The 25,121-nt window shown below is 35.8% G+C and carries 21 protein-coding genes; 16 read left to right on the plus strand and 5 right to left on the minus strand.

The annotated features are described in order from the left end of the window. Positions 1–2: 2 nt before the first annotated feature. Together DIZ80_06510 and DIZ80_06515 are read right to left on the minus strand one after the other, a co-directional pair. A complete protein-coding gene (locus DIZ80_06510) occupies positions 3–686 on the minus strand; it encodes a hypothetical protein (GenBank protein ID RDH83786.1) in 684 nt (227 codons plus the stop codon). Further along, positions 686–4,153 carry a transcription-repair coupling factor gene (locus DIZ80_06515; GenBank protein ID RDH83787.1) on the minus strand — a complete coding sequence of 1,156 codons (3,468 nt, stop codon included), beginning with the start codon at positions 4,151–4,153 and terminating at the stop codon, positions 686–688. Before DIZ80_06515 ends, DIZ80_06510 begins: the two co-directional genes overlap by 1 nt. 254 nt (positions 4,154–4,407) lie before the next feature. Between DIZ80_06515 and nadE the strand changes: the two genes are divergently transcribed. From nadE to DIZ80_06585, 14 genes are all read left to right on the plus strand, one after another. After that, a complete protein-coding gene (gene nadE, locus DIZ80_06520; protein ID RDH83788.1) occupies positions 4,408–4,923 on the plus strand; it encodes an NAD(+) synthase in 516 nt (171 codons plus the stop codon). A 3-nt stretch (positions 4,924–4,926) separates the two neighbouring features. Further along, a complete protein-coding gene (locus DIZ80_06525; GenBank protein RDH83789.1) occupies positions 4,927–6,021 on the plus strand; it encodes a hypothetical protein in 1,095 nt (364 codons plus the stop codon). 401 nt (positions 6,022–6,422) lie between these two features. Then, a complete protein-coding gene (locus tag DIZ80_06530; GenBank protein ID RDH83790.1) occupies positions 6,423–9,374 on the plus strand; it encodes a cytochrome C in 2,952 nt (983 codons plus the stop codon). 120 nt (positions 9,375–9,494) lie between these two features. Further along, the gene (locus tag DIZ80_06535) at positions 9,495–9,710 is read left to right on the plus strand and encodes a hypothetical protein (protein RDH83791.1); all 216 of its coding nucleotides are present in this window, start codon (positions 9,495–9,497) and stop codon (positions 9,708–9,710) included. 32 nt (positions 9,711–9,742) lie between these two features. Continuing rightward, complete coding sequence (locus DIZ80_06540) at positions 9,743–11,005, plus strand: hypothetical protein (GenBank protein ID RDH83792.1); 1,263 nt, start codon at positions 9,743–9,745, stop codon at positions 11,003–11,005. Further along, a complete protein-coding gene (locus tag DIZ80_06545) occupies positions 11,002–11,634 on the plus strand; it encodes a hypothetical protein (GenBank protein ID RDH83793.1) in 633 nt (210 codons plus the stop codon). The genes DIZ80_06540 and DIZ80_06545 overlap by 4 nt, the downstream gene beginning before the upstream one ends. Continuing rightward, positions 11,634–12,605: a hypothetical protein gene (locus DIZ80_06550; protein ID RDH83794.1), complete on the plus strand. Its 972-nt coding sequence runs from the start codon at positions 11,634–11,636 to the stop codon at positions 12,603–12,605. Before DIZ80_06545 ends, DIZ80_06550 begins: the two co-directional genes overlap by 1 nt. Beyond that, entirely contained in the window at positions 12,605–13,477 is an 873-nt protein-coding gene (locus tag DIZ80_06555; protein ID RDH83795.1) for a hypothetical protein, read from the plus strand. Before DIZ80_06550 ends, DIZ80_06555 begins: the two co-directional genes overlap by 1 nt. A gap of 1 nt (position 13,478) precedes the next feature. After that, positions 13,479–15,686 (plus strand): hypothetical protein, encoded by a 2,208-nt coding sequence (locus DIZ80_06560; protein RDH84115.1) that lies wholly within the window; start codon positions 13,479–13,481, stop codon positions 15,684–15,686. After that, a complete protein-coding gene (locus DIZ80_06565; protein ID RDH83796.1) occupies positions 15,683–16,399 on the plus strand; it encodes a hypothetical protein in 717 nt (238 codons plus the stop codon). The genes DIZ80_06560 and DIZ80_06565 overlap by 4 nt, the downstream gene beginning before the upstream one ends. Beyond that, positions 16,396–18,864: a hypothetical protein gene (locus tag DIZ80_06570; protein ID RDH83797.1), complete on the plus strand. Its 2,469-nt coding sequence runs from the start codon at positions 16,396–16,398 to the stop codon at positions 18,862–18,864. Before DIZ80_06565 ends, DIZ80_06570 begins: the two co-directional genes overlap by 4 nt. 514 nt (positions 18,865–19,378) lie before the next feature. Further along, positions 19,379–19,792: a sulfurtransferase gene (locus DIZ80_06575; protein ID RDH83798.1), complete on the plus strand. Its 414-nt coding sequence runs from the start codon at positions 19,379–19,381 to the stop codon at positions 19,790–19,792. A gap of 27 nt (positions 19,793–19,819) precedes the next feature. Continuing rightward, positions 19,820–20,524, plus strand: coding sequence for an MFS transporter (locus DIZ80_06580; protein RDH83799.1), 705 nt, complete (start codon positions 19,820–19,822; stop codon positions 20,522–20,524). Positions 20,525–20,907: 383 nt separating this feature from the next. After that, on the plus strand, positions 20,908–21,177 hold the full coding sequence (locus DIZ80_06585; GenBank protein ID RDH83800.1) for a hypothetical protein: 270 nt from the start codon (positions 20,908–20,910) through the stop codon (positions 21,175–21,177). A 244-nt stretch (positions 21,178–21,421) separates the two neighbouring features. On the opposite strand, the gene DIZ80_06590 is transcribed toward DIZ80_06585, so the two are convergent. After that, positions 21,422–21,619, minus strand: coding sequence for a hypothetical protein (locus tag DIZ80_06590; GenBank protein RDH83801.1), 198 nt, complete (start codon positions 21,617–21,619; stop codon positions 21,422–21,424). A gap of 102 nt (positions 21,620–21,721) precedes the next feature. Here DIZ80_06590 and amrS point away from each other — a divergent pair, with 102 nt between their 5' ends. Together amrS and DIZ80_06600 are read left to right on the plus strand one after the other, a co-directional pair. Next, on the plus strand, positions 21,722–22,807 hold the full coding sequence (gene amrS / locus DIZ80_06595) for an AmmeMemoRadiSam system radical SAM enzyme (GenBank protein ID RDH83802.1): 1,086 nt from the start codon (positions 21,722–21,724) through the stop codon (positions 22,805–22,807). Further along, positions 22,801–23,088 (plus strand): oxidative damage protection protein, encoded by a 288-nt coding sequence (locus tag DIZ80_06600; GenBank protein RDH83803.1) that lies wholly within the window; start codon positions 22,801–22,803, stop codon positions 23,086–23,088. Before amrS ends, DIZ80_06600 begins: the two co-directional genes overlap by 7 nt. Before the next feature lie 95 nt (positions 23,089–23,183). On the opposite strand, the gene DIZ80_06605 is transcribed toward DIZ80_06600, so the two are convergent. Together DIZ80_06605 and DIZ80_06610 are read right to left on the minus strand one after the other, a co-directional pair. Next, positions 23,184–24,338 (minus strand): hypothetical protein, encoded by a 1,155-nt coding sequence (locus DIZ80_06605; GenBank protein RDH83804.1) that lies wholly within the window; start codon positions 24,336–24,338, stop codon positions 23,184–23,186. Positions 24,339–24,519: 181 nt separating this feature from the next. Beyond that, positions 24,520–24,906 carry an iron-sulfur cluster assembly accessory protein gene (locus DIZ80_06610; protein ID RDH83805.1) on the minus strand — a complete coding sequence of 129 codons (387 nt, stop codon included), beginning with the start codon at positions 24,904–24,906 and terminating at the stop codon, positions 24,520–24,522. Between the last annotated feature and the right edge of the window lie 215 nt (positions 24,907–25,121).

The following is a 25,121-nucleotide window of genomic DNA, read 5'->3' on the forward strand; positions in this document are numbered from 1 at the left end:
AACTACATGGTTTTGTATTTAGTGGTCTTCGTATTTTCTTCTGTAGATTTAATTTCATAGGGCGTGGCTAAAACAACAACACCAACTAAAGGGTGGTCTATATAATGTATTTCACGGCTGCGCATTCTTCGCTCATCAACAACAGGCAACAACATGGATTCAATTTCACCGTTATTATCATGAGGCATTATATATTTTAGATTTACATTAAAATGTAAATATCGGCTCATTATAAGTTTTACATTACCGGTTACATAAGGCTCTATATTATCCGTAGAAAAAGATGTATCTGTCTTTTCTAATTCAATACTGGTTGAATTATTTATATTACTATCAATCGGAATGTTGAAGGCGTGCTTACGATCAAGACCTGTTTGTTTCCAGCGCTTAGTTACTAATATTTTATAATTATGGTTGTTTCTAAGGCGTGCAACATTAGCTGATAATTTAGAGTCATCCCAGCTTAACTGTTTATATTCTGGATCTTTATCTACAGCTTTTTCTTCACTCTCTTTTTTATTATGTAACATGTCGTTATAACTCCAGTCTTCTGACTGCAAATAACGAGCTTTAGCATCTTCAAAAATAATTAGTTCAACTTCATAGCCTGTTTCTCTGGCAAATGATACTGATATTAAAGATTGAAATATTAAAATGAAGAATAATCGTGTAAAAAATATTTTCATTAAGCTGCTTCCTGTAGCATGAGTGAATTAAGTATGTCGTGTAATATTTTTACTCTTTGTTCACACTCTGTGGTCTCTTTATAAATAATCAAGGTATTAGTTCCGTTTAGCTTATATATTTGCGGTTCAGATTGTATCAACGAAATAAGACGTGCAGGGTCTATATTGGCATTCAAATTAAAAATAATACGAACCAGTGAATCTACAGCTGTAATTTTTTCAACACCTATGCACTGAGTTAATAACTTTAATGAGGTCACCTCAAAGAGGTTTTTAGCAATATCGGGTAATAAACCGAAACGATCTATAAGCTCTACTCGAACCTCATCAAGCGCATGCTGGTTAGGGGCATTTGAAATACGTTTATAAAGAATCAAGCGAGTGTGAATGTCATAAATATAATCATCAGGAAGTAGTGCGGGGACACCCAAATCAATGGTAGTGCCTTGATGTATTGGTTTATCAAGGTCAACGGTTTTACCCGATTTTAGGGCTTTAACCGCTCTATCTAACAGTTCAGTATAAAGGCTAAAGCCAATTTCATGAATCTGACCGCTTTGATCATCTCCTAACAGCTCACCAGCGCCCCTTATTTCTAAATCATGTGTTGCCAGTGTAAAGCCAACACCCAGATCTTCTAATGATTCTATTGCTTCAAGGCGTTTAACGGCATCCTTTGTCATAGCTTTTTTAGGCGGTGTAATTAAATATGCAAACGCCCTGTGATGGGAGCGACCCACACGGCCGCGTATTTGATGAAGCTGCGCTAACCCCAGTTTGTCTGCACGATTAATAATAATAGTATTTGCACTTGGTATATCAATGCCACTTTCTATAATTGTTGTGCTTACCAGAATATTAAATCGTTGATGAACAAAATCGAGCATAATACGCTCAAGGTCTTTTTCTCGCATTTGTCCATGCGCAAACTGTACACTGGCTTCAGGAATTAAATCCTCCAGTGTTTTGCACATTTTCTCAATTGTTTTAACTTCATTATGTAACACATAAACCTGTCCACCACGTTTTATTTCACGTAAACAGGCTTCATGTACCTGCTGATCATTCCATTCTGATACAAAGGTTTTTATTGCATGGCGTTGTGTTGGCGGTGAGGCGATAATGGATAAATCGCGTAAACCTGCAAGTGACATGTTTAATGTGCGTGGAATAGGTGTAGCCGTTAAGGTTAAAATATCGACTTCTGCTCGAAGGTTTTTAAATTGTTCTTTATGTTTAACGCCGAACCGGTGTTCCTCATCAATAATTAACAAACCTAGATTATCGAACCCAATATCTTTTTGTAATAATTTATGTGTGCCTATAATAATATCAACTTTACCATTTTTTAAATCTGCAATAACCTGATCTTGTTGTTTTTTTGTATTAAAACGAGAAAGGCATTCTATTTTGAAGGGCCAGTCTGCAAAACGGTCTTTAAAGTTTTGAAAGTGTTGCTGTGCAAGTAAGGTTGTAGGAACCAGTATTGCGACCTGTTTATTCGCATTTGCAGCGATAAATGTGGCGCGCATTGCTACTTCTGTTTTACCGAAACCCACGTCACCACAAACAACTCGGTCCATTGATTTTGCTTCAGATAAATCCTCCATAACGGAGTTAATAGCTTTTAACTGATCTTCAGTTTCTTCAAATGGAAAAGCAGCAGAAAACTGATTATATTCATCCATATTTATATTATAAGCAAGACCACCTTTGGCTGCTCTACGGGCATGAATATCAAGAATCTCTACCGCTATATCATTTATTTTTTTGGCTGCTTTTTTACGAGCTTTAGACCAGGTTTCTGTACCCAGTCGATGCTGAGGTGCATGATCTGCATCTGCACCGGTATAACGACTTATTAAATCTAATGAAGCGACAGGTACGTATAGTTTATCTCCACCTGCATATTCTATGGTTAATACTTCAGTCTCTATGTCGCCCATAGTTAACTTCTGTAAACCCAGGTAACGTCCAACACCATGCTCTTCGTGAACTACGGGTGAGCCCATACTTAAATCAGTCAGATTACCTATGATGGCTTCTGCATCACGCGTGCGTTTTCGTTTTCTTCGTTGTTGTTGTGAGCGTTCACCAAATATCTGAGCTTCAGTTAATATACAGATTTCAGGCTCGTTTAAGCTTAATCCTCTATCTATTGATGCTACTGCAATGCTCAGGTGTTCAGTGGAGTTAACAAATTCATGCCAGCTTTCAGATACATTAGGAAAGAGTTTCTGGTCATGCAGCATTTCAAGTAACATTTCCCGGCGACCAGCCGATTCAGTAATCAGTAAAATTCTGCCTGTATATTCCTTTACATAAGAAACCAGTTTTACCAGAGATGTATCCGTTCTGGTTTCGGCCAGAAATTGTGCAGGGGCTTTAAATGGTAAATCATTAGCGCTATTACCCGGAGCATTTTTCTCAGTCTGCGTTTGTATTTGAGAAAAATCCTGAACTGAATGCAGCAATTCTTCTGTATTCAGATAAAGTGATTCAGGTTTTAGTATCGGGCGTTCAATATCATGACAACGTTGTTCATAACGTTCTGCTACATCATGATTAAAATGCTCAATGGTTTGTATCAGTTCTTTCGTGGAGCAAATTATTGTGTTTTTTGGGATATAGTTAAATATCGTATTCAATTCATCAAAAAACAGGGGGAGGTAATATTCAATGCCATTAGGAATGATACCCTGAGATATTTCCTGATAAATTTTACTCGTAGTAGGGTCACCGGATAATTGTTCTCGATAACGTGTACGGAACTCACTGATTGCTTCTTTATTAAAAGGGAATTCACGTGCGGGTAATATTTCTATTGATTTAATGGCGTCGAGTGATCTTTGGCTTTCTGGGTCAAATTGTCGAATTGAGTCTATGTCTGTATCAAATAAATCTATTCTAAAAGGTAAGTCATGCCCAGAAGGGTATAAATCTATAATTGAGCCGCGAACAGCAAATTCACCGTGTTCCATAACCTGAGAAACGCACTGGTAGCCATTCTGTTCAAGACTGATGCGAAAGTCATCTAAATCTAAAGCCTGATTTTGTTTCAGCATTAGTACTTGAGATTTGATATAAGATTTAGGTGGAAGACGTTGTAATAGAGTTGATACTGGTAATATAAGAATATCACCCGACTGCATATCTGATAATTGGTACAGTGTCGTTAAACGTTGAGAAATAATATCCTGATGAGGTGAAAAAATATCATAAGGGAGTGTTTCCCAGTCGGGTAACTCCAGTATCTTGCATTTACTCGATACAAAAAAACTCAATTCATGCTGTAAAATTTGTGACTGATTAACATCTTCTGTTATGACTACTACGGGATTGGATTTTTTTAATGCCAGGTTCGCTATAGAGAATGCACGAGCGCAGCCATATAACTGCCCATACTCGTTAAGTTGTGCTTTGTCAGGTGCTGTTATTAGATCAAAATCTATTTGAGTTGAAGTCATATTTCTGGTGATATATAGAGTCTAAAAAGAATAAATGCGATATTATCCGGTAATTAAAACATAAGTAAAGTTATATGTAATGAATGAATATTATAGTTATATTAATCAATAAGATACGACTCTTTATTGATGTTATACATGATATAAGGGGCAGGTGTAATACTACGTTACATTTCTAACCTGATGATTACTTATATATAAAAATAATTTAATTCTAAATTAAAACCTTATTGCAAGGTAAGCGTTTTTAAAAAATGTTACCTTTAAAGCCATGCTTAACTATAGCTGCTTCAATAAATCATAAACAAAGAATACGCAAAGCACTTGAGTATTTCCATGCAGATAGATTAAATTATGCTGTGATTGGCACACCAAACAGGCTGGAATATGATCAGGGGTTTTTCGTAAAGAATGGTGACGGTGCTGCAGATATAAAGCCGATTTCTCATTTGTATAAATCACAGGTGTATGCAATGGCTAAGCATCTTGGGTTACCTGATGCCATATGTAATACCACACCAACTACTGATACCTACAGTCTTGAGCAGGGGCAGGATGAATTCTACTTCGCTTTACCTTATGAAAAAATGGATATTGCTCTATGGTATCTCAATAATGGTAAGACAGAAGCGGAGCTTACTGAGAAACTTAATATAACGCTTGATCAGGCAAAATATATTTTTAAAGACATTCTTTCAAAACGAAGAACAACTAAATATTTACATTTAGAACCACAGCTAATTGAAAAGAATATAATTACACAGGTTTAATATGTGAACAAGCAACGAGCAATCATTGATAAGTTTTATCAAAAATTTCAAAATTCAATGCATAGTCTTGTCCCGGCGTTGGACGAGAGGCAGCTTTTACAATTTCAGAAAGATGAATTTGGTGCTAACTCATATCAACAAAATGAAGTATTTAATCATTGGTTATATACAGGTCGTTCGATAAATAAACGTTATTATTGTTTACAAAATAATGAGGTGGTAGGGCAGCAAAGTGCGATTGTTGTAGATCTGATAATTGATAACAGGGTCTTGACAGTTGCATATGCTATTGACTTAAGAATACGTCCAGAGTGGAAAATGAAAGGTCTGGGTGTAGCCATGATAGGCTCTTTAATCAATGAATACGATGTTGTGATTGGTATGGGTGTTTCAGATGAAGCTCATAAAATGTTTAAAAGACAAGGTTGGTTTGATCTCGGTGTTGTTGATACTTTGGTTAAGCCACTGACTATGTCAGGTTTCAATGATCAAGCAATAGATGTTGGCTTAATCAGTAAATTAAAGTACATAAGTGCTTTATCTTTATCTAAAATATCTGACTTTTATTATAAGTACAATAGACCTAAAGCTGTGTTTAAAAAAGTTAAAGCTTTTACATCTGACCACGAAAGAATAATCAATGACGCTTATGATTCAAGTGCTATAAGGATTATAAAAGACAAACACTATCTTAATTGGCGTTTTATCAATTTTCCAGATAATGAGCATTATGACGTATTTGAATTAATCGAATACAATATTCCTGTTGCTTTTTTCTGCGTTAAAATGGCTTTTATTGATGGTTCTGATGTTTTAATTATTTCAGAAATACATGCAAGATTATCTGATATACCTAAAGTTGTTGATAGAATAATAGAATTAGCCAAATCATATAAAGCATCAAAAATAACATATTCAGGTCTAGATTATGCGATCCAGAAGACGCTAAAGAGCCGATGTTTCTGTAATAGGCCTTATGGTGACAGGTTCCTTGTTTACTCTAATGCTCCAGAACTTGATTCAATTTTAAAAAATAAAAACAGGTGGCGAATTACTAATGCTGATTCAGATGCCGAGTTTTGTTTATTTAATAATTAAGTAGTCGAATTTGTATTTCTATACATTAATATATGCATGAATTTGTGATAAATAGTAATCAATACTAAATACACACGTTTATATCAATTTTATATGTGCCTTTACACACATATATAGTTAAATATTATTCTTTCATTAAATAACTGCACCTGTAATAACTATTCATGTTTTACTTAAAATCAATGAAATCTGTTTTGCATATACCACGATTAAATTGTAAGTATATTAATTATGATCAATGATATTTTTTATTTTAAATAAATAAAATAAATATTGAACTAAGTTGTGCGACTAATTGTCACATCCTGATTTTTCCTTGTTTAAGCGTGATAAAGTTAAAAACATTAAAACTGAATATACTGCGTTTTATCTAATAATTTATGCGAGTTAAAGGTGTGTGTGTGACAAATTATAAAAATGAGAACGGCAATAATTATAACAATAAATCATATAAATTTAGATACTTCATACCTAGAAAAATAAATATCAGTCGAATTAGTTTGTCCTTTAAATCAATTGTTTTATCTAGTTTATTGTTTACAGTTTTTCAATTGCAGGCTGAACCAGTACTGCATCCCGCTATACCCATTTTAGATGAAAATGGTTTGCATGTGCTCGATAGCCAGAAAGCCTACAGTGCTAAAATGACCTGTGGCACAGGTGGCTGTCATGATTACGAGGCTATTACTTCAGCTTTTCATTTTGAAATGGGAAGCAAGGAAGCAAGAGATGATTTTGGTAAAAACCACGGCGTATCTACATTAGTATCTCCCGGATATTTCGGTGGTTATAATTGTATGAGTGGTAGTAACCCGGATACGCTTGCTAGTAAAGTGAACGTCAGCGAAGCAGATTTTAAAGATAAAGGTGTTGCTGGCTGGGTTCAACGTTGTTCAGGTTGTCACACAGGTGGTGGCTGGATGGAAAAAGATCGTAACGGTATTCGTTATGATGAAAAAGATCCCACAACTGTTGCTCATCTTGATGGTGATTATTTTAATCGCGGTACTGATTCAAATAACCAGCCTGCTTCTGAAGATACCATTAGCCAGTGGGACTGGAAAAAAAGTGGTGTTGTAGAAGCTGACTGTTTCCTTTGTCATGCTGATTTTTCAGCATTGGTTAAAACAGATCCAGAAACAGCGGGTAATACGGATGATGCATTTGATCATGCTGATGACATGCGTAATGATTATCTTATAGATGGTGGTTTCTTTAACTATGCGGGCACGGCCATTCTGGAATTCCTTAATCTGAATAACGGTGGTGATCCTGCCAATGACAAAACCCTGCTTATTTTTGACCGTACCGCATCAACAGACAGTAGTGATCATATGGCTCCAGACTATACGTTGAATCTGAATGCAGATGGCAAACCAATACTTCACTGGAATGCCGATGCCTTTGTTGATGGTAAAGTAGAAATCCCCATGCTTCGTTTCCCTGAAAATGAAAACTGCATGAACTGTCATAGTACAAGTAATTCACGTCGTGGTTTTTACGGTTTTGGTGAAGAAGCTAGCGCTGTTTATGATGAAGAAGGAATGCTGGTAGAAGACTATCAGGACGATGTTCATAAAGGTTTAGAATGGACAGAAAACGGAGAGACACGTCCCATTGAAAACTGTAATGCCTGTCACTCAAGAAATTACTATAACTCACTAGCGAATACAGACAATGTAGACCTTGATGCCAATCATAATTTCCTTAAGGGGAATTCTGATATGGATCTTCGTAATGATAAAGACTACAGCCCTAATGCCCTGAGTTGTGTTTATTGTCATGAAACTGCAGAGAACCCTGCAATTCCTTCCCTGGAAGGATCTGATCTTGATAAAACGATGCTTAATGCTCACCTGGAAAAATGGAAAGCCAGTGGTGATATGGCTGGTTACACAGCAGATTCATTAACGCGTATTACACAATCTCATCTAGATGTTGTTAGCTGCCAGGCCTGTCATATTAATGACAAGGTTGCACGTGGCAGAAGTATGCAAATCATGTTCCGTTACCGGCAGGAAGAGGATGGAAAATTAAAAATTGTTCCTTATGCGCAACGTGATCGTTATTACTGGAAAGATAAAAATACCAATACTATTTTAAACAAAACAGAACGTAACAGTGTGTTTGAATTACGTGGAGGCGATACATCTATGCCGGGCATGGTGATGCCATCTGATGATATGTATGGTGTTATTGTAGATCCTGAGACGGGTGCTGAACTGGCAGAAGTTACTGCGCGTTTATCGCATGGCAGTATACGTTTTGGTGACCCTGAAGGTTATGCGGGTTATCTGGCGCTACGTAATGCATATAACAAAGTATTCAAGATAAAAGGTTTTGAGAATGCAGATGCCGTGATGGTATTAACTGAATCTAACCAGTACATCATGAATCACAATACGCGACCTGCTGTTGATTCATTGCAATGTGAAGATTGTCATGCAAATACACAACGTGGTTTTAGTGCATTAGTTGCAGATGATAGCGTATTTGGTTCTGCAAACTCTGCGACTATCTTTAGCCTGCCTGACGCTCGATTAATTAGTGAAGGCATTGTTGAGCTTGATAAACCTTATATGAAAGCCAATGAGAATGAAGATGGTAGTGCAGATATTACACTTAATGTTTCTGATATTTTATATAGCACTCGCCTTAATCCTTCATTGAGTATTTTAAATGCCGACATTGCATCAGAAATGACTGGAATGGTTAACAAAGTTAGTCTTGCAGAAGCGGCTCGTCTTGCAAGTATAAGTAAGGCAGAGCATATCGACATACTCTATCAGCAATCTGGCGATGAACTATTTGTATTCGCTCCTTTATATGGAGATCCATCTGTACGCAAAGTTGCAATAATGCCGATGGTTAACAATACATCAAATCTGATATTCCCTACTTATCAGTTCAGAATTTCGCTGGCAGATAATGATGTGGTGAATACAGCTGCAAATTCTGGATTTGGTGGTTTGAATGCAGATGTGTTTTCTTTACAGGCAACTGATGCAGATGGTGTTGATGTAAGTAGCTTTGGTAACAGTAATATACTAGTTAAATTACCTTACACTGGCACTGAAAACAGTATTGAAAATATCAAACTAATTACGTCCGTCGACGGTAACGAGTGGGTAGATGTTAATGCTTCCGATATTTTGATCCTGAACCCTCAGACAGACAGTGAATATGGGTATCTGGTTTTTAAAACCAGTCATTTCAGTTTCTATACCATTACCCTTGCAGATGAAACAAATGTATCTGAACCTGTAGTGGAAGCGTCTTCATCAGGTGGTGGTTCAGCTCCCTGGTTGCTGATTTTACTTATCGGTTTATATCATTTGAGGGGTAGAAAATAAGACTAAACACTGATATCCCGTGAGGCTAGGACTTCAGTGGCTTTAAATACTATAAAGTCACTGCATTCCAGATAAAAGTATTCGGAGTAGACGGTTTTTGTTTTTAATAATTTTATTATCATGAAACAGAATAGTAAAAAATTAACATTTAATAAAATAATGCCCTGGATGGCCGGGGCGGGTTTTGCACTTGGCCACATAGCAGTAACCAGTAATTGCACATTAACAACACAAGGGCGATGTATTAGTTGTGGTAGTTGTGTTGTTGCATTAGGTTCTATCGTAATATGGGCAAAGATGAAAAAGCGCCGAGACGATTTTTATATTGGTGACTAGTGAAAGACTTAAAATTCTTCACTATTTGTACGATGATTCTTAGTTATTCCCCCAGTGTATACAGCCAGGTTTCAGGAAGGCTGGATACACTTATCGAAACAGATCAAACTGAATTTTATAACAGAAGCCTGATTGAAGAACAGGCAGAAATAAACTGGCGTAATAAGTCGGAAAATATGAATGCAGGTTTTCAGGCTGATATTAGATACCATGAACTTGATGATCAAACTCATTTGCAAGGTGAATTAGATCAACAGATTAATCAATTATTTTTATCTCATAATATACAGAATATTAATTATACAGTAGGCCGATTTGATCGTTCTGATCTGCTAGGTTTTTATACTCTAGATGGTTTGATAGCCAATTATGTTAATAAAAGCTGGACTGCCAGTTTTCATGCTGGAACTCCACGTCAACTTGAAGATTATAATATTATTGAAGTAAACAGAATCCTTGGTCTGGATTTTAACAATCAGCAGACTGGTATAAGTAATGCGATTGTCCAGAATGTAAATAGCTATTTTGGATGGCAACAGTTACAGGATGAAGTGACTCAAAATTATATCCATCTTGGAATATCAGGTAGTGGAAATTTAAACAATACAAATATAGACAATAAAAAAATATCTAAAAATAAATTAAGCCAGATTAAAATGTTTATCAATGGCAGCTATTTAATTGAAAATAAAAGTGCTGAATCAATAAATGCAGGCGTTCAATATAACGATAAAGAATTTGGACTAAGTCGTATCAGCTATACAAGCTGGAAACCAGAAGAGGCTGAGTTAAGTTTTAAAGAACAATTTTATTCAGTTTTTTCAAATAGCAAACAATCTATTTTACAGGCGGATATCTTTCATAAACATAAATGGGATCAACAATACTATGTTCGTGGTCGAAAAGTATGGCGTGAAACAGGCGGTGATGGTGTCGGACTTACTTTTGGATTTGAACAACAGGCCGTATTTGATAAAAAAACAGGGTGGATAGCTCAGTGGGATAGTCTGGCGATAAAACATGACAGTATTCACAGTCTCTACCTGAGTAGCAATAGAAATATATCTGCCAGTTTGCGTGGTCACCTTGATACAGCTTTACAATATCAAAAAAATGATACAGTAGATAACGATAGTATTGTTGCTCTGCAGATAGGTGCAGAGAAGATGATTCAATCTGATGTGTATATCGACTTCAATCTACGATACATATACAACAGTAATCTGGATGATGAATACCGATTTGGCTTTAGATTCAGTTATCGGTTCGATGATAGAGTGTGGATAAGACCATGATAAAGAGCATTTTCATTATATTGCTTTTTATGCTGTCGCTTTCATCTCAGGCTGAAACGGATAATTTGTCTAAAGTTAAAGCCGAAGTTAAAAAAGAAAAAAGTTGGTGGCAGAAACGCCATGATAGAACTGATTTATTTTATCCTCATAAAGCTCATATGGATGTTATGGAAGATGAGGGTGATGCCTGTATGTTATGCCATCCATTTAGTAAAAATAGTATTCAGGATAAAAAAGAACACGAGAAACTTAATCAGATAAACAATGAAGCACTAGAAGCTATTTGTCATGATTGTCATGTAGAAAAAATAACAGCACCATCTGAGTGTCGGCTTTGTCACCCAGATCCATCTACTGTCTGGCCAGATGATCATAACTACAACTATACATTTTTTCATGCTGAAGATGCGCAGACCAATCAGCAGGCCTGTACAGAATGTCATAAACAGTTGTCTTTTTGTACAGATTGTCATTTTAAACGTAATTATAGTGGCGGTTACTCCAGCACTAAAGTGCATCGTCTAGGTTATAAGTCAATGCATGGACTGGATGCGAGAATTGCACCCGCAGATTGTGGAAGCTGTCACCAGGTAAAATACTGCACTGATTGTCACCGGAGAATAAAATAATGTTACGTCTATTATTTTTCTCTATTCTGATTTTTGTTGCTGCCTGTAATAACGATGAAGAACATGATGAGTCGACAACAGACACGGATATTTTACTAAATACTAATCATGGCGGTGCGGGTTCTGCCTGGGGTTTATCTGATTGTGATGCCTGTCATGCACTAGGCGTCGTTCATCAAAATGAACCGGCTATTCGTGACATAGTGAAAGTTAATGGATATGAAACCTGTACAGGTTGCCATGGCAGTAATGGAACAGATGCACCTCGCCAGTGTCTAGTTTGTCATAATGAAAATGACTTACCTGAAGCGCCTCTTCAATCCGGTCTACATAAACATGATTTTGATACGGGTGCGGATAATGAATTAGAGGATCAACAATGTATAGACTGTCATTATGCTTCAGATATGGATGGCGTGTTTAATAATAACCGTGACCTGACACGTTACGCTGATTCAAGTGGCGTTAATTCACCTTATTCAAATGGTACTGACTTTTGTCTGCGATGTCATAATCGTGATCATCAACAGGCTGATTTTCCTATTACAGATAAAGTTTTTGATGATCCTTTAATTGCCATTGAAGACACCTACACATTTATAGATAAACACGGGGAAATTAATTCAGCTGGCAGCGGAACCTATGCAGGTTTACGCAATAATTATGTTTATAGCAGCCGGGTTGAATGCACCGACTGCCATGCGATGCATGGTACAACTAATAGCAGGTTAATAATTGATCGGTCTGATAAGGGCACTAGCAAGCTTGATTTATCACTACGTGATCTGCCTCACTCAGTAAAAATAACCGCTGATGATTTTTCTCAGTTATGCGTGCTCTGTCATGATATGGAGACACTTCAGGATGAAGGTGATGTAGATACAGGTAATGGCCTTACAGGTGTCCATCTAACAGGAAGTAGCTGTATAGAGTGTCATAGTCATGGCGAAGCAATTCAGGCGGGCCTGTAATGATTCGATTATGCCTGCTTTTGTTTTTATTTTTATCTACTTCAGCTTATGCTAAAGGTGATCAGGAAATGCCAGCTATGCATCACCTGTATAAGGTTGAACCTTCAAAAGAAATATCAATTCCAGATGACTTCCCATTGAATAAAAATAAGGAAATTGATTGCCAGACCTGTCATGGTATTGAAGATATGAAGCAGCAGGATTTTGAAAAAATTGATAAAAAATCAAATGATTTTTTTCGTGAAGGGCCTTATGACAAAATTACAGACTTTTGTTATCGCTGTCATGATACAAAGCCGTATCAGCGGGATAATATTCATAAAATGCTGGATGAAGAGAATAAAATTATTAAAAAGACCTGTCTTTATTGTCATGAAAAACAGTTAGATCCTGAAGATGACTTAGAAAAGTCGGAACTTAAATTACGTCTGGAACCAGAGAATATATGTTATGGCTGTCATTTAGATATACCTCACTTTAATGCGCTTAATCATCAAATAAAACCAGATGATGAAATGCAAAAGAGAATCAGTGACTATGAGAAGGAGCATAAAATAATTTTACCGCTATCAGAAGCAGGCAAGATAATGTGTGTAACCTGTCACAGCCCACATGAGCTTGATGTAATCAGTCAGAATAAACCCGCTGGAAAACAGGTTGTTAATAATGATCTTGATAAAGGTATAACGTATAGCAAACATAAATGGAATGACGTTTTTAATAAAGATAAAAAGGACAGGCTTAATAAGTTTAATTTGAAATCATCAAAAGCACATATTTTAAATTATCAACGTATTGAAAAAGAAATTTTATTAAGACTGCCTGCAAAAGACGGGGCGCTTTGTCTGGCATGCCACGAGTTTGAAAAATAATATGAGAATAATACAAAACATTTTAGATATACCTAAAGAACAGAAAATACGTTATCTGATTATCATTGCATCCTGCCTTCTGTTTTTTGCACCTTTTGCTTTTATACCCGGTGCAGTAGGTAATGATGACTTGTGTGGAAAGATGTGTATGCGACGATTTTTTCTCTATTTTCCCGGCATGACACTAGAGGATTTAACAATGGCAATTACTGTAGCCTGGATGGGGGTTATATTATTATTTAGCATTTTCCTAACAACATTTTTTTACGGGCGTTTATGGTGTTCATATATTTGTCCTGTAGGTGGTTTCCCTGAGCTTGTCAGTCGTACACTGAGTGATCGTTGGAAAATAGAATATCGTTCTCTGCCACAGGTTCCAATACGTTACGGATATTTTGCAGTTTATGTCTTACTTATGCCAACACTGGGCATTAGTGCCTGTACCTTGTGTAACTTTATAACCGTACCTCGACTGTTTGAGTCAATGAGTGGAGGCATGCGTGGTTTTGCATATATATTTTCTACCATCGGTCTCGTTAATCTTGCATTACTTATACTTTTAGGTTTTTTTGCCAGCAAGGGTAGAGCTTATTGTCAGTTTCTTTGTCCTATCGGAGCGATGGATGGGTTGATTAATCGTATGGGTGCTAAGTTACGCTTTACGCGAAGAATACGGGTGGAGCGTGATCGTTGTACAGGCTGTAATATCTGTGCACGTAATTGCATGACAGGTGCCATAAAAATGGTTGATCGAGTTGCAGTTGTTGATCAACTCTCCTGCATGTCATGTAATGAATGTGTGAATGTTTGTGACTGGCATGCAATAGACTGGCTAGCTTTGCCACCAGACAATCAACCTAAACGTAAAAAGAAAGGCATTGATTTCCATCCATTACCTGATTGGGAAGCTGTTTACATTGTTAAGCCTGAAGCTAAAGGGCTTAAAGCTGTTAACTGGCAACGGGTGTTTATTGGCGTTATTTTGGGATTGGCCATTTCATTTGTTTTTATCACCCAGGTGCAGGCCAAGCAGCGCCAGACAGATCCAGATGGCTGTTTCGCCTGTCATGCGCTTGAAGGACTTGAGTATATTGATGAGAAAGGTGTTCTGCGAAATTCAACCATTAATCAACAACATTATCTCAGTTCATTACATGGCAGTGTTCCCTGCAAAGACTGTCATCGAGAAATAAAGGATTTTCCTCATAAAGTTGAGAACGGTGAAGTTGATTGTGCTGAATCCTGTCACCTTGAAGAACCATCTGAAGGTGAGGCGTATACGCACAAAAAAGCAACTGAGGTATTCGAAAAATCAACACATGGTGAGGGCTGGAGCAAAGGTTTTACGGGTGGAAATAGATTAAAAGAATCAGAGGAAGAACAAAACCCATCATGCCGATTATGTCATCAGAATAGTTTATATATAGATCCAGAAAAAATGCCTGAATTTAAAGCGGCATTTGATCATACCGAATCAGAATGTGGAAGTTGTCATCAGGGAGAAACATGGCTTAACCAGTTTGGTGGTCATATTATGCGACGTTTTCTTTCCGGCAGACAGAGTAAACAGGACGAAAACAAAATGTGTGATAACTGCCATGCAAATAAAGAACGTATGGCAAAAGTTGAAGTTGAAGACAAAGAAACAGGTATAAAACATAAAGTAGGCAGCAAATTTATTCTTGCAAGTAATTCTTATGAAAGAACGCTGCATGGCCGATTGTTAGCCAACAATGATGATCATGGTGTTTCGTGTAATGATTGTCATACCCCAGGAAAAGACAGACATGCAATCTTCAATCATAAACTGATCAGCGCATCAACACATAAAGATAATCTTGATAAAACCTGCTCGGCTTCAGGATGCCATAATTATTCTAAAAAATATATAAACTCAGCTTTTACCCAAACAGATATGCATGATCTGGATTATGTACCTGTATATGAAAGAATTATCTCATCGGAAGCACTTAACTTAAATTCCGGATGGAAACTATTTCTAGCATTTTTTATTCCAATAATAATAATACTGACTATTGGTTCTATTATATGGAGTTTATTTTCAAAACGAAGTAAGTCTGTTGTTTTTTCTCTGTTTGGTGGAAATCATTTCCAGGAAAAGATAATTGGAAGAAAACCGAAATCAAAAGTTAAAGCTTCTAAGTTTAAAAAGAAAAAACAGACTATACAGCGAGGGCAGGATAAATGAGACCATTAATATATTCAGTTATTCTGTACTCGTTTTTCTTATCTGTAAATGCTCAGCCACTTTACTTGAAACAATTTAATAACTCTAAAGTTGATGATAAGAAGATTGAGGAAGCCCATAAACAGATAAAAGAGCATTCAGAAATAGAGGTGAAAGATAACTTGTTTGTTCAGTCATTTCACAAACAAAATTCTAAAATAGAGACTGATAAGCATTCTTTTTGTATCTCCTGTCATCAGCAGAAACCACATAAGTTAAATAAAAGAAAAAGAAGCTTTCTGAATATGCACAGTGATTATATAAGCTGTGAAACGTGTCATTTCGTGCCTAAAAACACATTACTTACATACGAGTGGTTTAATTTTAATAATGATAGTAACAAGGTGTCTGCAAATCGAATTGTTCCTTTATTTAATAATAAACCAGTCATTTTATTAGATAACCATGAACTGGCTTTAAAAATAAAAAAAGAATGGAAAAACAAACCTTCGTTTGAAAAAGCTGGTCTTAAATATCGTTTGCATACACCTCTTAGTAAAAAAGGACCAGATTGCATGGGTTGTCATAATAACAAAGATCAATTGATTGATCTGGTTCCGCTTGGCTTTAAAGAAAAAGAAATTAAGAAACTACAACAGCATTCAATACCAAGGTTTTTCAGTCGGTTTACTAAAGATGATCAGCGATTACGTATGACTGATTTATTGCAATGATAGTTAAAGTTAAACAACTTTTAGCTGCATTAATATTGTTATCGATATTATTTAGCCAATATATTATGGCTGATATCACTGCGAATAAATTATTCTCTATTAAATCAGGGTTAAATCAGCCAACAGATATAGCCGTTTCTCATGATGGCAGCATTTATAGTCTAAATGGTGTATTGAGCAAGGTAATAGTTTTTTCCAATGATGGTAAGCATAAATTCGATTTTGGTAAAGCGGGAAAGGGTGATGCTGAATTAGATTTACCTATGGCTATAGCAATAAATAACAGGTTTGTATATATAGCCGATACAGGTAATGGCCGGATTTCGATTTACAATCTGCAGGGAGAATTTATTAGAGTTATAACTCTAACCTCAAACAAATCAGAAATAAAAAAGGTTTCTCCCGTTTCTCTACTGATAATGGATAAAAATATATTATGGAGTGATCGTCAGAACCATCAAATATGTGTCAGTAAGATAAGCGATGGAAAAACCTTGAGATGCTGGGGAAAAAAAGGTGATGCAGAAGGGCAATTCAATTTTCCATATCAATTAGTTGCTGATTCTCAGGGTTATGTGTTTGTTGTTGATGTGCTTAATTCTCGAATTCAGGCGTTTAGTTCAAGGGGTAAGCATTTTATGAATACTGGGAGTTTTGGTGTCAATATACCAGGTTCGTTATTCAGGCCTAATGGACTGGTATTAACTAAAGATAACTATTTAATGGTCAGTGATGCCTACCTTGGTAGAATTTCTGTTTTCAAAAATGGTAAACCGTTAGGTTTACTTACAAATGAATCAGGTAAACACCTGGTATTTAAGTCGCCTACAAGCCTAACGTTGAATAAATCACGTATTTATGTAACGGATACATTAAATAATAGTATTGATGTTTTTAATGTAAGTACAAATAATAAAAAAACAACCAATAAAAAATCATTTGATAAACCAGAATCAGGTAGTTCACAAAAAAACTGTATCACCTGTCATATATCATGGGCAGATAATTTTTCAATAGATCATCAGACTGATTTTCCTGTTTCTCCTGTTGCGCATCAGGACATGTGTTATAGCTGTCATCACGGTGTTGTTATAGATTCAAGGAAAGATATAGGTCATAAAGAGCAGCACCCTGATATCCATCACAAACGAAAAGAAATAAAGAAAAACTCAGATAAAAACAAAGATAAAATTCCAAAAGAATTTCCTGTTGTTATTCATAAGTCACATAACAAGCATGATATTTACTGTGGCAGTTGTCATACACCACACAAGCTTGAAACAGATAAACCTGCAAACCTTAATGATGAACATAATAATAGCTGGATGCGTGAGAAAAATAAAAGTAGTGAAATTTGTCTCTCGTGCCATGAATCAAAAATCGACCATATACAGGATAAATCACGCTCAAATAAAGGAATAAATCATCCTGTTGGCTTGTATTTAAAGCAGGCTGAACCGGTAAGAAAAAATAAACAATATTACGCAAGAGATAAAAACCTGCATAAAGGTTTACCTGATGAATTAACTAAAGCAGGTGCTACTACAAACAATAAGAATCAGATGATTTGCCAAAGCTGTCATAAAGTCCATGGTACTGAAGAAGAATCACTAACGGCTATTCAATCAGTAAATGCAAAAATTTGTCAACAGTGTCATCAGAGGCATGTGGCAGAAGATCTTATATCAGCTCGCAAAAAAGGAGTTCATCCAGTTAATATAAAACTGGATGAGCCGGTAAAGATTAACGGTAAAGAGATTGAAATAATAACCTGTCTAACCTGTCATGCCCCTCATAATGGAAAAAAAGACAGTGCACTACTTGTTGTAGATGATAAAAATGGTGAGCTCTGTAATGCATGCCATGAAAATTATAATAAGCTTGTAAACACTAAACATGATCTACGTTTAAGTGCAGAGAAAAGTAAAAACAGTTTTGACAAAACACCGGAGGAGGCTGGTTCATGTGGTAGTTGTCATAGCATGCATGAGGTTTCAGATAAAATACTATCGTTAGATGCGACAGAATTAGCTACATATAAAGGAAATGAAAAGCCACTTAATCGAGACCAGGCTTGTTTAAACTGTCATCGTAAAGAGGGTGTTGCTGACAAATCTCAAATAAAATTCTTTAGTCATCCTACGAACAATATTATCTTACGGTCAGACAAAAATAACATGCCACTAGTAGATAATAAAAATGAAATAAATGAATTTGGTGAAATAGCCTGTATTACCTGCCATAACCCTCATAGATGGTCGGGCCATAAAGCAATTGAAGATGAGGAGATTAAAAAAGAAAAACCTGAAAAACAGGTTAATGGTAATGTGCAAAGTAGCTTTTTAAGAAATAAGGCTATTCAGGATTCGTTCTGTAAGGATTGCCATGGTATTGAAACGTCAATGAGGTATAAGTATTATCATCTTGAATTATCACGCAAAATTAAAGATCAACAACACAAGTGATTTGATATCTCTGTAATCGTGATCATTATATCAAACATATTATGTTTTTCTGTTTGATGCTTTATCTTGTTGATCTATCGATGGATAGGAGTTTTATGTCCAGAAAGCAACTCATAGCTATTACTGATTAACAGTTTAGTGGTTGTTGTAGATATTTAGCACTTACTCTGGTTGATCTTAGCTATTTTCGACTACGTCTTTTTAATGGATTATATGCGCATAATGTATATTATGTTAAATAGATAATATGTATTAAATTTAACTATCCCTGCTAGTTCGCACCCATTCTCTAGCAATACTATTTCAATAGCATTCATTATACGTACGCTTAATAACGTCTTCGTATAATTCGAACTAATTATGTATAAGATTCGACTTATTCTTTCTTTTATAAACCGATAGTATGCTTTTAATACGTACTACAGCAGATATTCACACAATTACGTCATTATCATCAATGAATCCTGTCTATATAACTAGTAATTAAAATCAGTAAAAAACCGAGGAATTATCAATGTTGTTTAAAATGTCAGGAATTATTATATTTCTGCTCATGTTAACGGGCTGTACTGAGCCGCCCTACACTAATCTAGATAACGCTCAATTAAAATTAATGATTGATAAAGGTATACCTGTTTATGATGTACGCCGTGTTGATGAATGGCGTCAAACAGGTGTAATTAAAGGAAGTAAGCTTCTTACAATTATCAGTAGTGAAGCCAGAGTTAATCCTGAATTTATGCCTAACTTTACCCGTGCTAATGATATCAATAGCCAGGTCATTCTAATTTGTCGTACAGGTAATCGTACTCGAAAATTAGCAACTTATTTGATAGAAAATTATGGCTATAAGAATATTTATAATGTACAGAATGGTATTTCACACTGGATTCGTGAAGGAAATAGTGTCGTTCAGGCCAGAATTTAAAAAATAGACTAATTTAAGAGAAAATATATGTCTAACTTGTATGATTATAAACGTCGACCAATTGTTGAGTTATTATTTAGCATCATAATTCCTACTATTATATTAATGAAATTCAGTGGTGATGACGATTTAGGGGCAACTAAAGCCCTGATTTTTGCCTTATACTTTCCTTTAAGCTGGGGTTTATATGAGTTTACAAAATATAGAAAGTTTAATTTTATTGCCTTACTTGGCCTGGTAAGTGTTTTACTCACCGGAGGCATTGGGCTTTTACAACTAGATAATCAATGGTTAGCCATTAAAGAGGCATCAATACCCGCAATTATAGGATTGGCTGTGCTTATTTCTACAAGAACCCGCTATCCTTTAATCAAAACACTTATTTATAATCGAAAAATTATGAATACTGATAAAATAAAATCCAGATTAGATGAGCTGAATACTACCGATATATTTGAAAATCGTCTGTTAATTGCAACTTATTTATTGAGCAGTACTTTTTTCTTTTCAGCAGTAATGAATTATATTCTCGCAAAATGGATTGTGACAAGTCCAGCTGGTAGTAGCGCCTTTAATGAGGAGCTTGGTCAAATGACTTTATTAAGTTATCCAGTTATTGCAATCCCATCTATGCTAATGATGTTAGCCATTATTTATTACTTATGGCGCACTATACAAGGGCTGACTATGCTTAGGCTTGAAGAGGTATTTATACACAAGGAGACGCAATAAAACACTTGTTTTATTGATATATACCACTCGTTTTATTCGAGTTAAAACAAGGTGTTTTTTCGAATTTACGCAAACTTAAAGGTAGGTTAAATTCTAAACATCTACAATTAAAGTAAGTTAATAATTAGTTATATAGTTACTCTGTCAATTCATGATAATACATACTAACTTAAGTATAACTTAGCTGGAGATGGGAAAATAAAATTCCCTGCTTTTCTATTTATTGTATTAATATTCACGTCTTTTTCAGTTTTATCAAATGAAAATATAAAGCCTGATAAAACAAGAATTTACTACTATCTTGTAATGCTCTAAAAAGCACACCAGAGCATACTAATGCTAATTACTGTAATTACTTTATACAGGGCTTTCTTGCTAAAGCATTGGCAATCAATACATCAATTATTAATAATCAGAAAAAAATTAAATATAAACCTTACTGCACTAAAGGACGAATGCCTGCATCAAAGTTTAATTATTATTGCGTACCCGATAATATCTCTAATGATAATATTATTAAAATTATTGCAAAGCAACTACCGTCTGAAATAGACACTATAAAAACACTTAGAGATAATATTTTAACAACTCTACGTTCAGAATATCCGTGCAGGAAAGACAATGAAGCTTTGTCGACAACAGAAATGAGGTAATTACTCGCGGTAATATACAAATAATTATCTGTAGTCGCCTGCTCTATTAATTACATCCATTAACTGCTATCGCATTAAATTGTGTTACCAGTTTTTAACATTATTTATAGTTAATCTTTTTAATAGCAGAGTTTAATATTTAAATATTTAATGAAAAAAATAATCAGTATTAATTACAATAACAGAACAGACTAAATCGATAAATTCATCCGGATCTATAGGCTAGTAATAAAGTTCTTAATACCTAATCTCTGTGCTTGTTCAAATTTATAACTTCAGTGTATCCAGAATAAAAAATAGTTCGTAATTCTGGTTTGATCTGTAGTAATTGATGTAATAAATCAGAACCTGATAATTCAGACATTGTCTGATCACTAATTACAAGATCATAAATATCCGGTGTAATTTTAAAATATGATAATACTCCCATTGGCTCGTGCATCGTATATATCGGTTTAATCGTATTGATACATATCAAATACCCCCCTGCTGTTAAGGCTATTCCTTCCTGTTATGCCTTATTAAATGCTTTATAATAGACAGGATGAACGAAATTACCGAATATCAGCTCGTAGAAACCTGTCTACAGGAAAAAATGGATAACGACACCACTCGTTGCAATCTTTGCCTGTGGCGTTGCAAAATTGCACATGGTCAGCGCGGCTTCTGTCAGGCTCATGTTAATCGTAACGGTACACTCTATAACCTGTCTTATGGCATATTGTCATCGATAGATATTGACCCGATAGAAGATAAACCTGTTAAGCATTACCGTCCGGGCACCAGAGTAATGTCAGTTGGTAGTTATGGTTGTAGCTTTCGCTGTGGCGGATGCCATAATCTGGATATTTCCTGGGGTGTTGAAGCACTGGATGATTTGGCTAAGGGTGAATCAACTGAAGTATGGGTTACACCACAATCTCTCATAGACACAGCACTTCGAGCTGGGGTACAAGGAATCGCATTTACTTACTCCGAGCCTGCAGTATGGTTAGAATATGTAATAGATGTTTCAAAACTGGCACATAAAGCCGGTTTATATACGGTTTATGTTTCTAATAGCTATATCACCGATGAGGCACTGGAACTAGCTGCTCCCTATATCGATGTACTCTGCTCTGATATAAAAAGTATGCGTGATGATTTTTATCAGGACATCTGTCGACCAGCTAAAGTTAAACAGGTTTTGCATTCAATAAAGAAAGCCCATGAGTTAGGCATACATGTTGAAACTCGTACCAATATTATTCCTGGAAAAAATGATAATCCGGATGAATATTATGAAATAGCCTGTTGGGTAAGAGATAATTTAGGTGCTGATAGCCCCTGGCATATTACCCGGTTCTTCCCTGCTTATAAACTAAGTCATTTGCCATCAACACCCGAATCATCATTACTCGAAGCTGAAAAAGCCGCTAAACGAGCTGGGCTAAAAAATATTTATGTTTACAACGATAAAGGTTGTGACTGTGCAGAAGAAAACAAACCAATAGAAGCCTATTTAAATAGTAGTGCTGAAGAGTTACACCAGATAAAAAAATGCGCTGCAAGTTGTTGTGGCGATGAAGGTGTATTACTTAAAAAATACGAAATTAACGAAACAGATAAAAACGAAGGTAGTAAATTATGAGAACAGTATACTGTGCCATTTTGAAAGTTGAAGCTGAAGCACTTGATGCAGTTCCTCACCCGGGTGCACTCGGTCAGCGAATTTATAACAACGTTTCTAAAGAAGGCTGGAAACAATGGCTTGAGCGTTTAACTACAATTATTAATGAAAATGGCTTAAATACAGCTGATATTCGCAGCATTGAACTGATTGAGAAACATATGCAGGGTTTCTTTTTTGATGAAGGTGATTATGGTCAGGTTCCTGCTGGTTTTAATGCGGGTGGAGGTGCAAAAAAATAATTTTGTTGTCAGGCTCACTCAGCAAATAAAAATACTAATTAATTTTTACTCACGATATAAAAGTAAGTAACAAAACAAATCAGGCACGAAAACAGTTATTCTTTCAATAACTGTATAACGGGTGCCATTACAAAATTGAGCTGCTCGTAAGCCTTTCTTAAAGCGCTTACTACTTCAGCAGGTGTTTGGGCCTGAGCAAATATATAACCCGGGTATTGATTTCCCTCGGGTAAAGCAATTAACTCATTACCTTCTCGAATAACAATATCCACTTTATCAACATGAGGTGTTTTTCTAGCAGCCGCCAGGCCTTCTACCCTTCTCAATATACCGGACTGCTTAATAGGAATCATCATTACACCACGCGCATTTTCAGGTGCTTTTGTTTCTACCTGATTACCTGTAGCTAAAGAAACAACAAGCTCTTCTAAATTAAAATCGGCACCCGAATCCAGACTTCTAGCGCAGTCACCTCCAATTGTTCTACTTGCGACTTCCAGTATAAAAGCATCTTCCTGATTAACTCTTAATTCAGCATGTATCGGACCTGTTGTTAAACCATAAGATCTGCAGGCTTCTTCAATACGTTGTTTTATTTTTATCTGTATATTTTCATCAAGAGATGAAGGCGTTACATATATTGTTTCTTCAAAAAATGGTCCTGTTAAAGGATCTGGTTTATCAAAAATAACTAGAGTATGTAAATTCCCGTTTTGCAAATAACCTTCAAAGGCAACTTCCGCACCCTCTATGTACTCTTCTATAAGAACATGATTACGTTCAAAATCATCACCAGTATCAGATATGATTTTTTTAATGCGCTGACAGGCCGATATAAACTCATCTTTATTATTAACCCGTATCACTCCACGACTTGCGGATAAATTTAAGGGCTTTATAACACAGGGCCATGGTAATCCAGCGGTTTGACGATCCAGAGAATCCTCTAAACTAATCAGGCAATGTATCGGAACTGAACAGTTATCCAGCGAGAGATGAGCACGTGCCAGATCTTTTCTCATCGTTAGGCGTGCGGCCTCAGGAGGGTTATGCGGTAATTTTAAAACGTTGGCAACTTTAGCCGCCAGTTCAACTGTACTGTCATCAGAGCCCAGTATTCCGACGATATTTAGAGATTTCGATTTATCAATGATTGTTTTTAGCGCGTTATCATGCGAATCAAGGTCGATGTGTATTCCCTCATATACTTCAGATATAAGTGAATACTCACCCTTTGATGCAACAATCACATTTAAGCCAAGCCGCTTTGCTGCATTTATATAGGGCGCAATGCGATAACTATTCGGTTGTGAAATAAGTAGTAGAGAAGATTTAATAACAAGATTCTTTAGTAGATATCTTTCATGCAATAACAACTAGCACTAAACGTTATTAATGCATGAAAGAAGCTTACATTTGACAATTACAGGATTAAGCGCATCCGCCACCTGCTGGTGCAGCACCACCACAACCACCACAGGAACCCGAACCACCTGTCTGTGCAAATACATTTTTAAATACAAAGCTTTGATTCAAACCTTCCGTTTTGTAATCAATTTCAACACCGCTCAAATATCCAAGTGCAATACTATCTACGTATAAGTTAAGCTTTTCAGTTTTAAGAACGGCGTCAAATTCAGTTGCCTGCTCTACCAGTGTCATGCCATAAGCCATTCCGCTACAACCACCACCAGATACATAAATACGGATACCGGAGGCACCTGCTTCCTGATCTACGATTGCAGCAAGCTGATTCATTGCTTCAGGGGAAATTTTTACTTCATCAGTAAGCTGATTATTAAATTCAACTTCAGACATTATTGTCTCCAAATTTAAATGTTTCCTAATATTACCACGCATTTATCATTTGAAATTACATAAAACATTAATAACCAAATAATCTCATGTTTATTTGATCGAGTATTTTAGTGTTAGCTTATATGCAATCATACTGAAAACTCTAGATATAATAAAATACTTATGTAGGTGTGAAACCACATATGTCTATCGATATAAATTACTTTTAAAGCATT

It is taken from the genome of endosymbiont of Galathealinum brachiosum (genome assembly GCA_003349885.1).
In the GTDB taxonomy this organism is placed as follows: domain Bacteria; phylum Pseudomonadota; class Gammaproteobacteria; order SZUA-229; family SZUA-229; genus SZUA-229.

Excerpts from the sequence above, each read along its gene's own strand:
- DIZ80_06510 (RDH83786.1), bottom strand. The coding sequence starts at position 686 with ATGAAAATATTTTTTACACGATTATTCTTCATTTTAATATTTCAATCT.
- DIZ80_06515 (RDH83787.1), bottom strand. The coding sequence starts at position 4,153 with ATGACTTCAACTCAAATAGATTTTGATCTAATAACAGCACCTGACAAA.
- nadE (RDH83788.1), top strand. The coding sequence starts at position 4,408 with ATGTTACCTTTAAAGCCATGCTTAACTATAGCTGCTTCAATAAATCAT.
- DIZ80_06535 (RDH83791.1), top strand. The coding sequence starts at position 9,495 with ATGAAACAGAATAGTAAAAAATTAACATTTAATAAAATAATGCCCTGG.
- DIZ80_06540 (RDH83792.1), top strand. The coding sequence starts at position 9,743 with ATGATTCTTAGTTATTCCCCCAGTGTATACAGCCAGGTTTCAGGAAGG.
- DIZ80_06545 (RDH83793.1), top strand. The coding sequence starts at position 11,002 with ATGATAAAGAGCATTTTCATTATATTGCTTTTTATGCTGTCGCTTTCA.
- DIZ80_06550 (RDH83794.1), top strand. The coding sequence starts at position 11,634 with ATGTTACGTCTATTATTTTTCTCTATTCTGATTTTTGTTGCTGCCTGT.
- DIZ80_06555 (RDH83795.1), top strand. The coding sequence starts at position 12,605 with ATGATTCGATTATGCCTGCTTTTGTTTTTATTTTTATCTACTTCAGCT.
- DIZ80_06560 (RDH84115.1), top strand. The coding sequence starts at position 13,479 with ATGAGAATAATACAAAACATTTTAGATATACCTAAAGAACAGAAAATA.
- DIZ80_06565 (RDH83796.1), top strand. The coding sequence starts at position 15,683 with ATGAGACCATTAATATATTCAGTTATTCTGTACTCGTTTTTCTTATCT.
- DIZ80_06570 (RDH83797.1), top strand. The coding sequence starts at position 16,396 with ATGATAGTTAAAGTTAAACAACTTTTAGCTGCATTAATATTGTTATCG.
- DIZ80_06575 (RDH83798.1), top strand. The coding sequence starts at position 19,379 with ATGTTGTTTAAAATGTCAGGAATTATTATATTTCTGCTCATGTTAACG.
- DIZ80_06580 (RDH83799.1), top strand. The coding sequence starts at position 19,820 with ATGTCTAACTTGTATGATTATAAACGTCGACCAATTGTTGAGTTATTA.
- DIZ80_06590 (RDH83801.1), bottom strand. The coding sequence starts at position 21,619 with ATGCACGAGCCAATGGGAGTATTATCATATTTTAAAATTACACCGGAT.
- amrS (RDH83802.1), top strand. The coding sequence starts at position 21,722 with ATGAACGAAATTACCGAATATCAGCTCGTAGAAACCTGTCTACAGGAA.
- DIZ80_06610 (RDH83805.1), bottom strand. The coding sequence starts at position 24,906 with ATGTCTGAAGTTGAATTTAATAATCAGCTTACTGATGAAGTAAAAATT.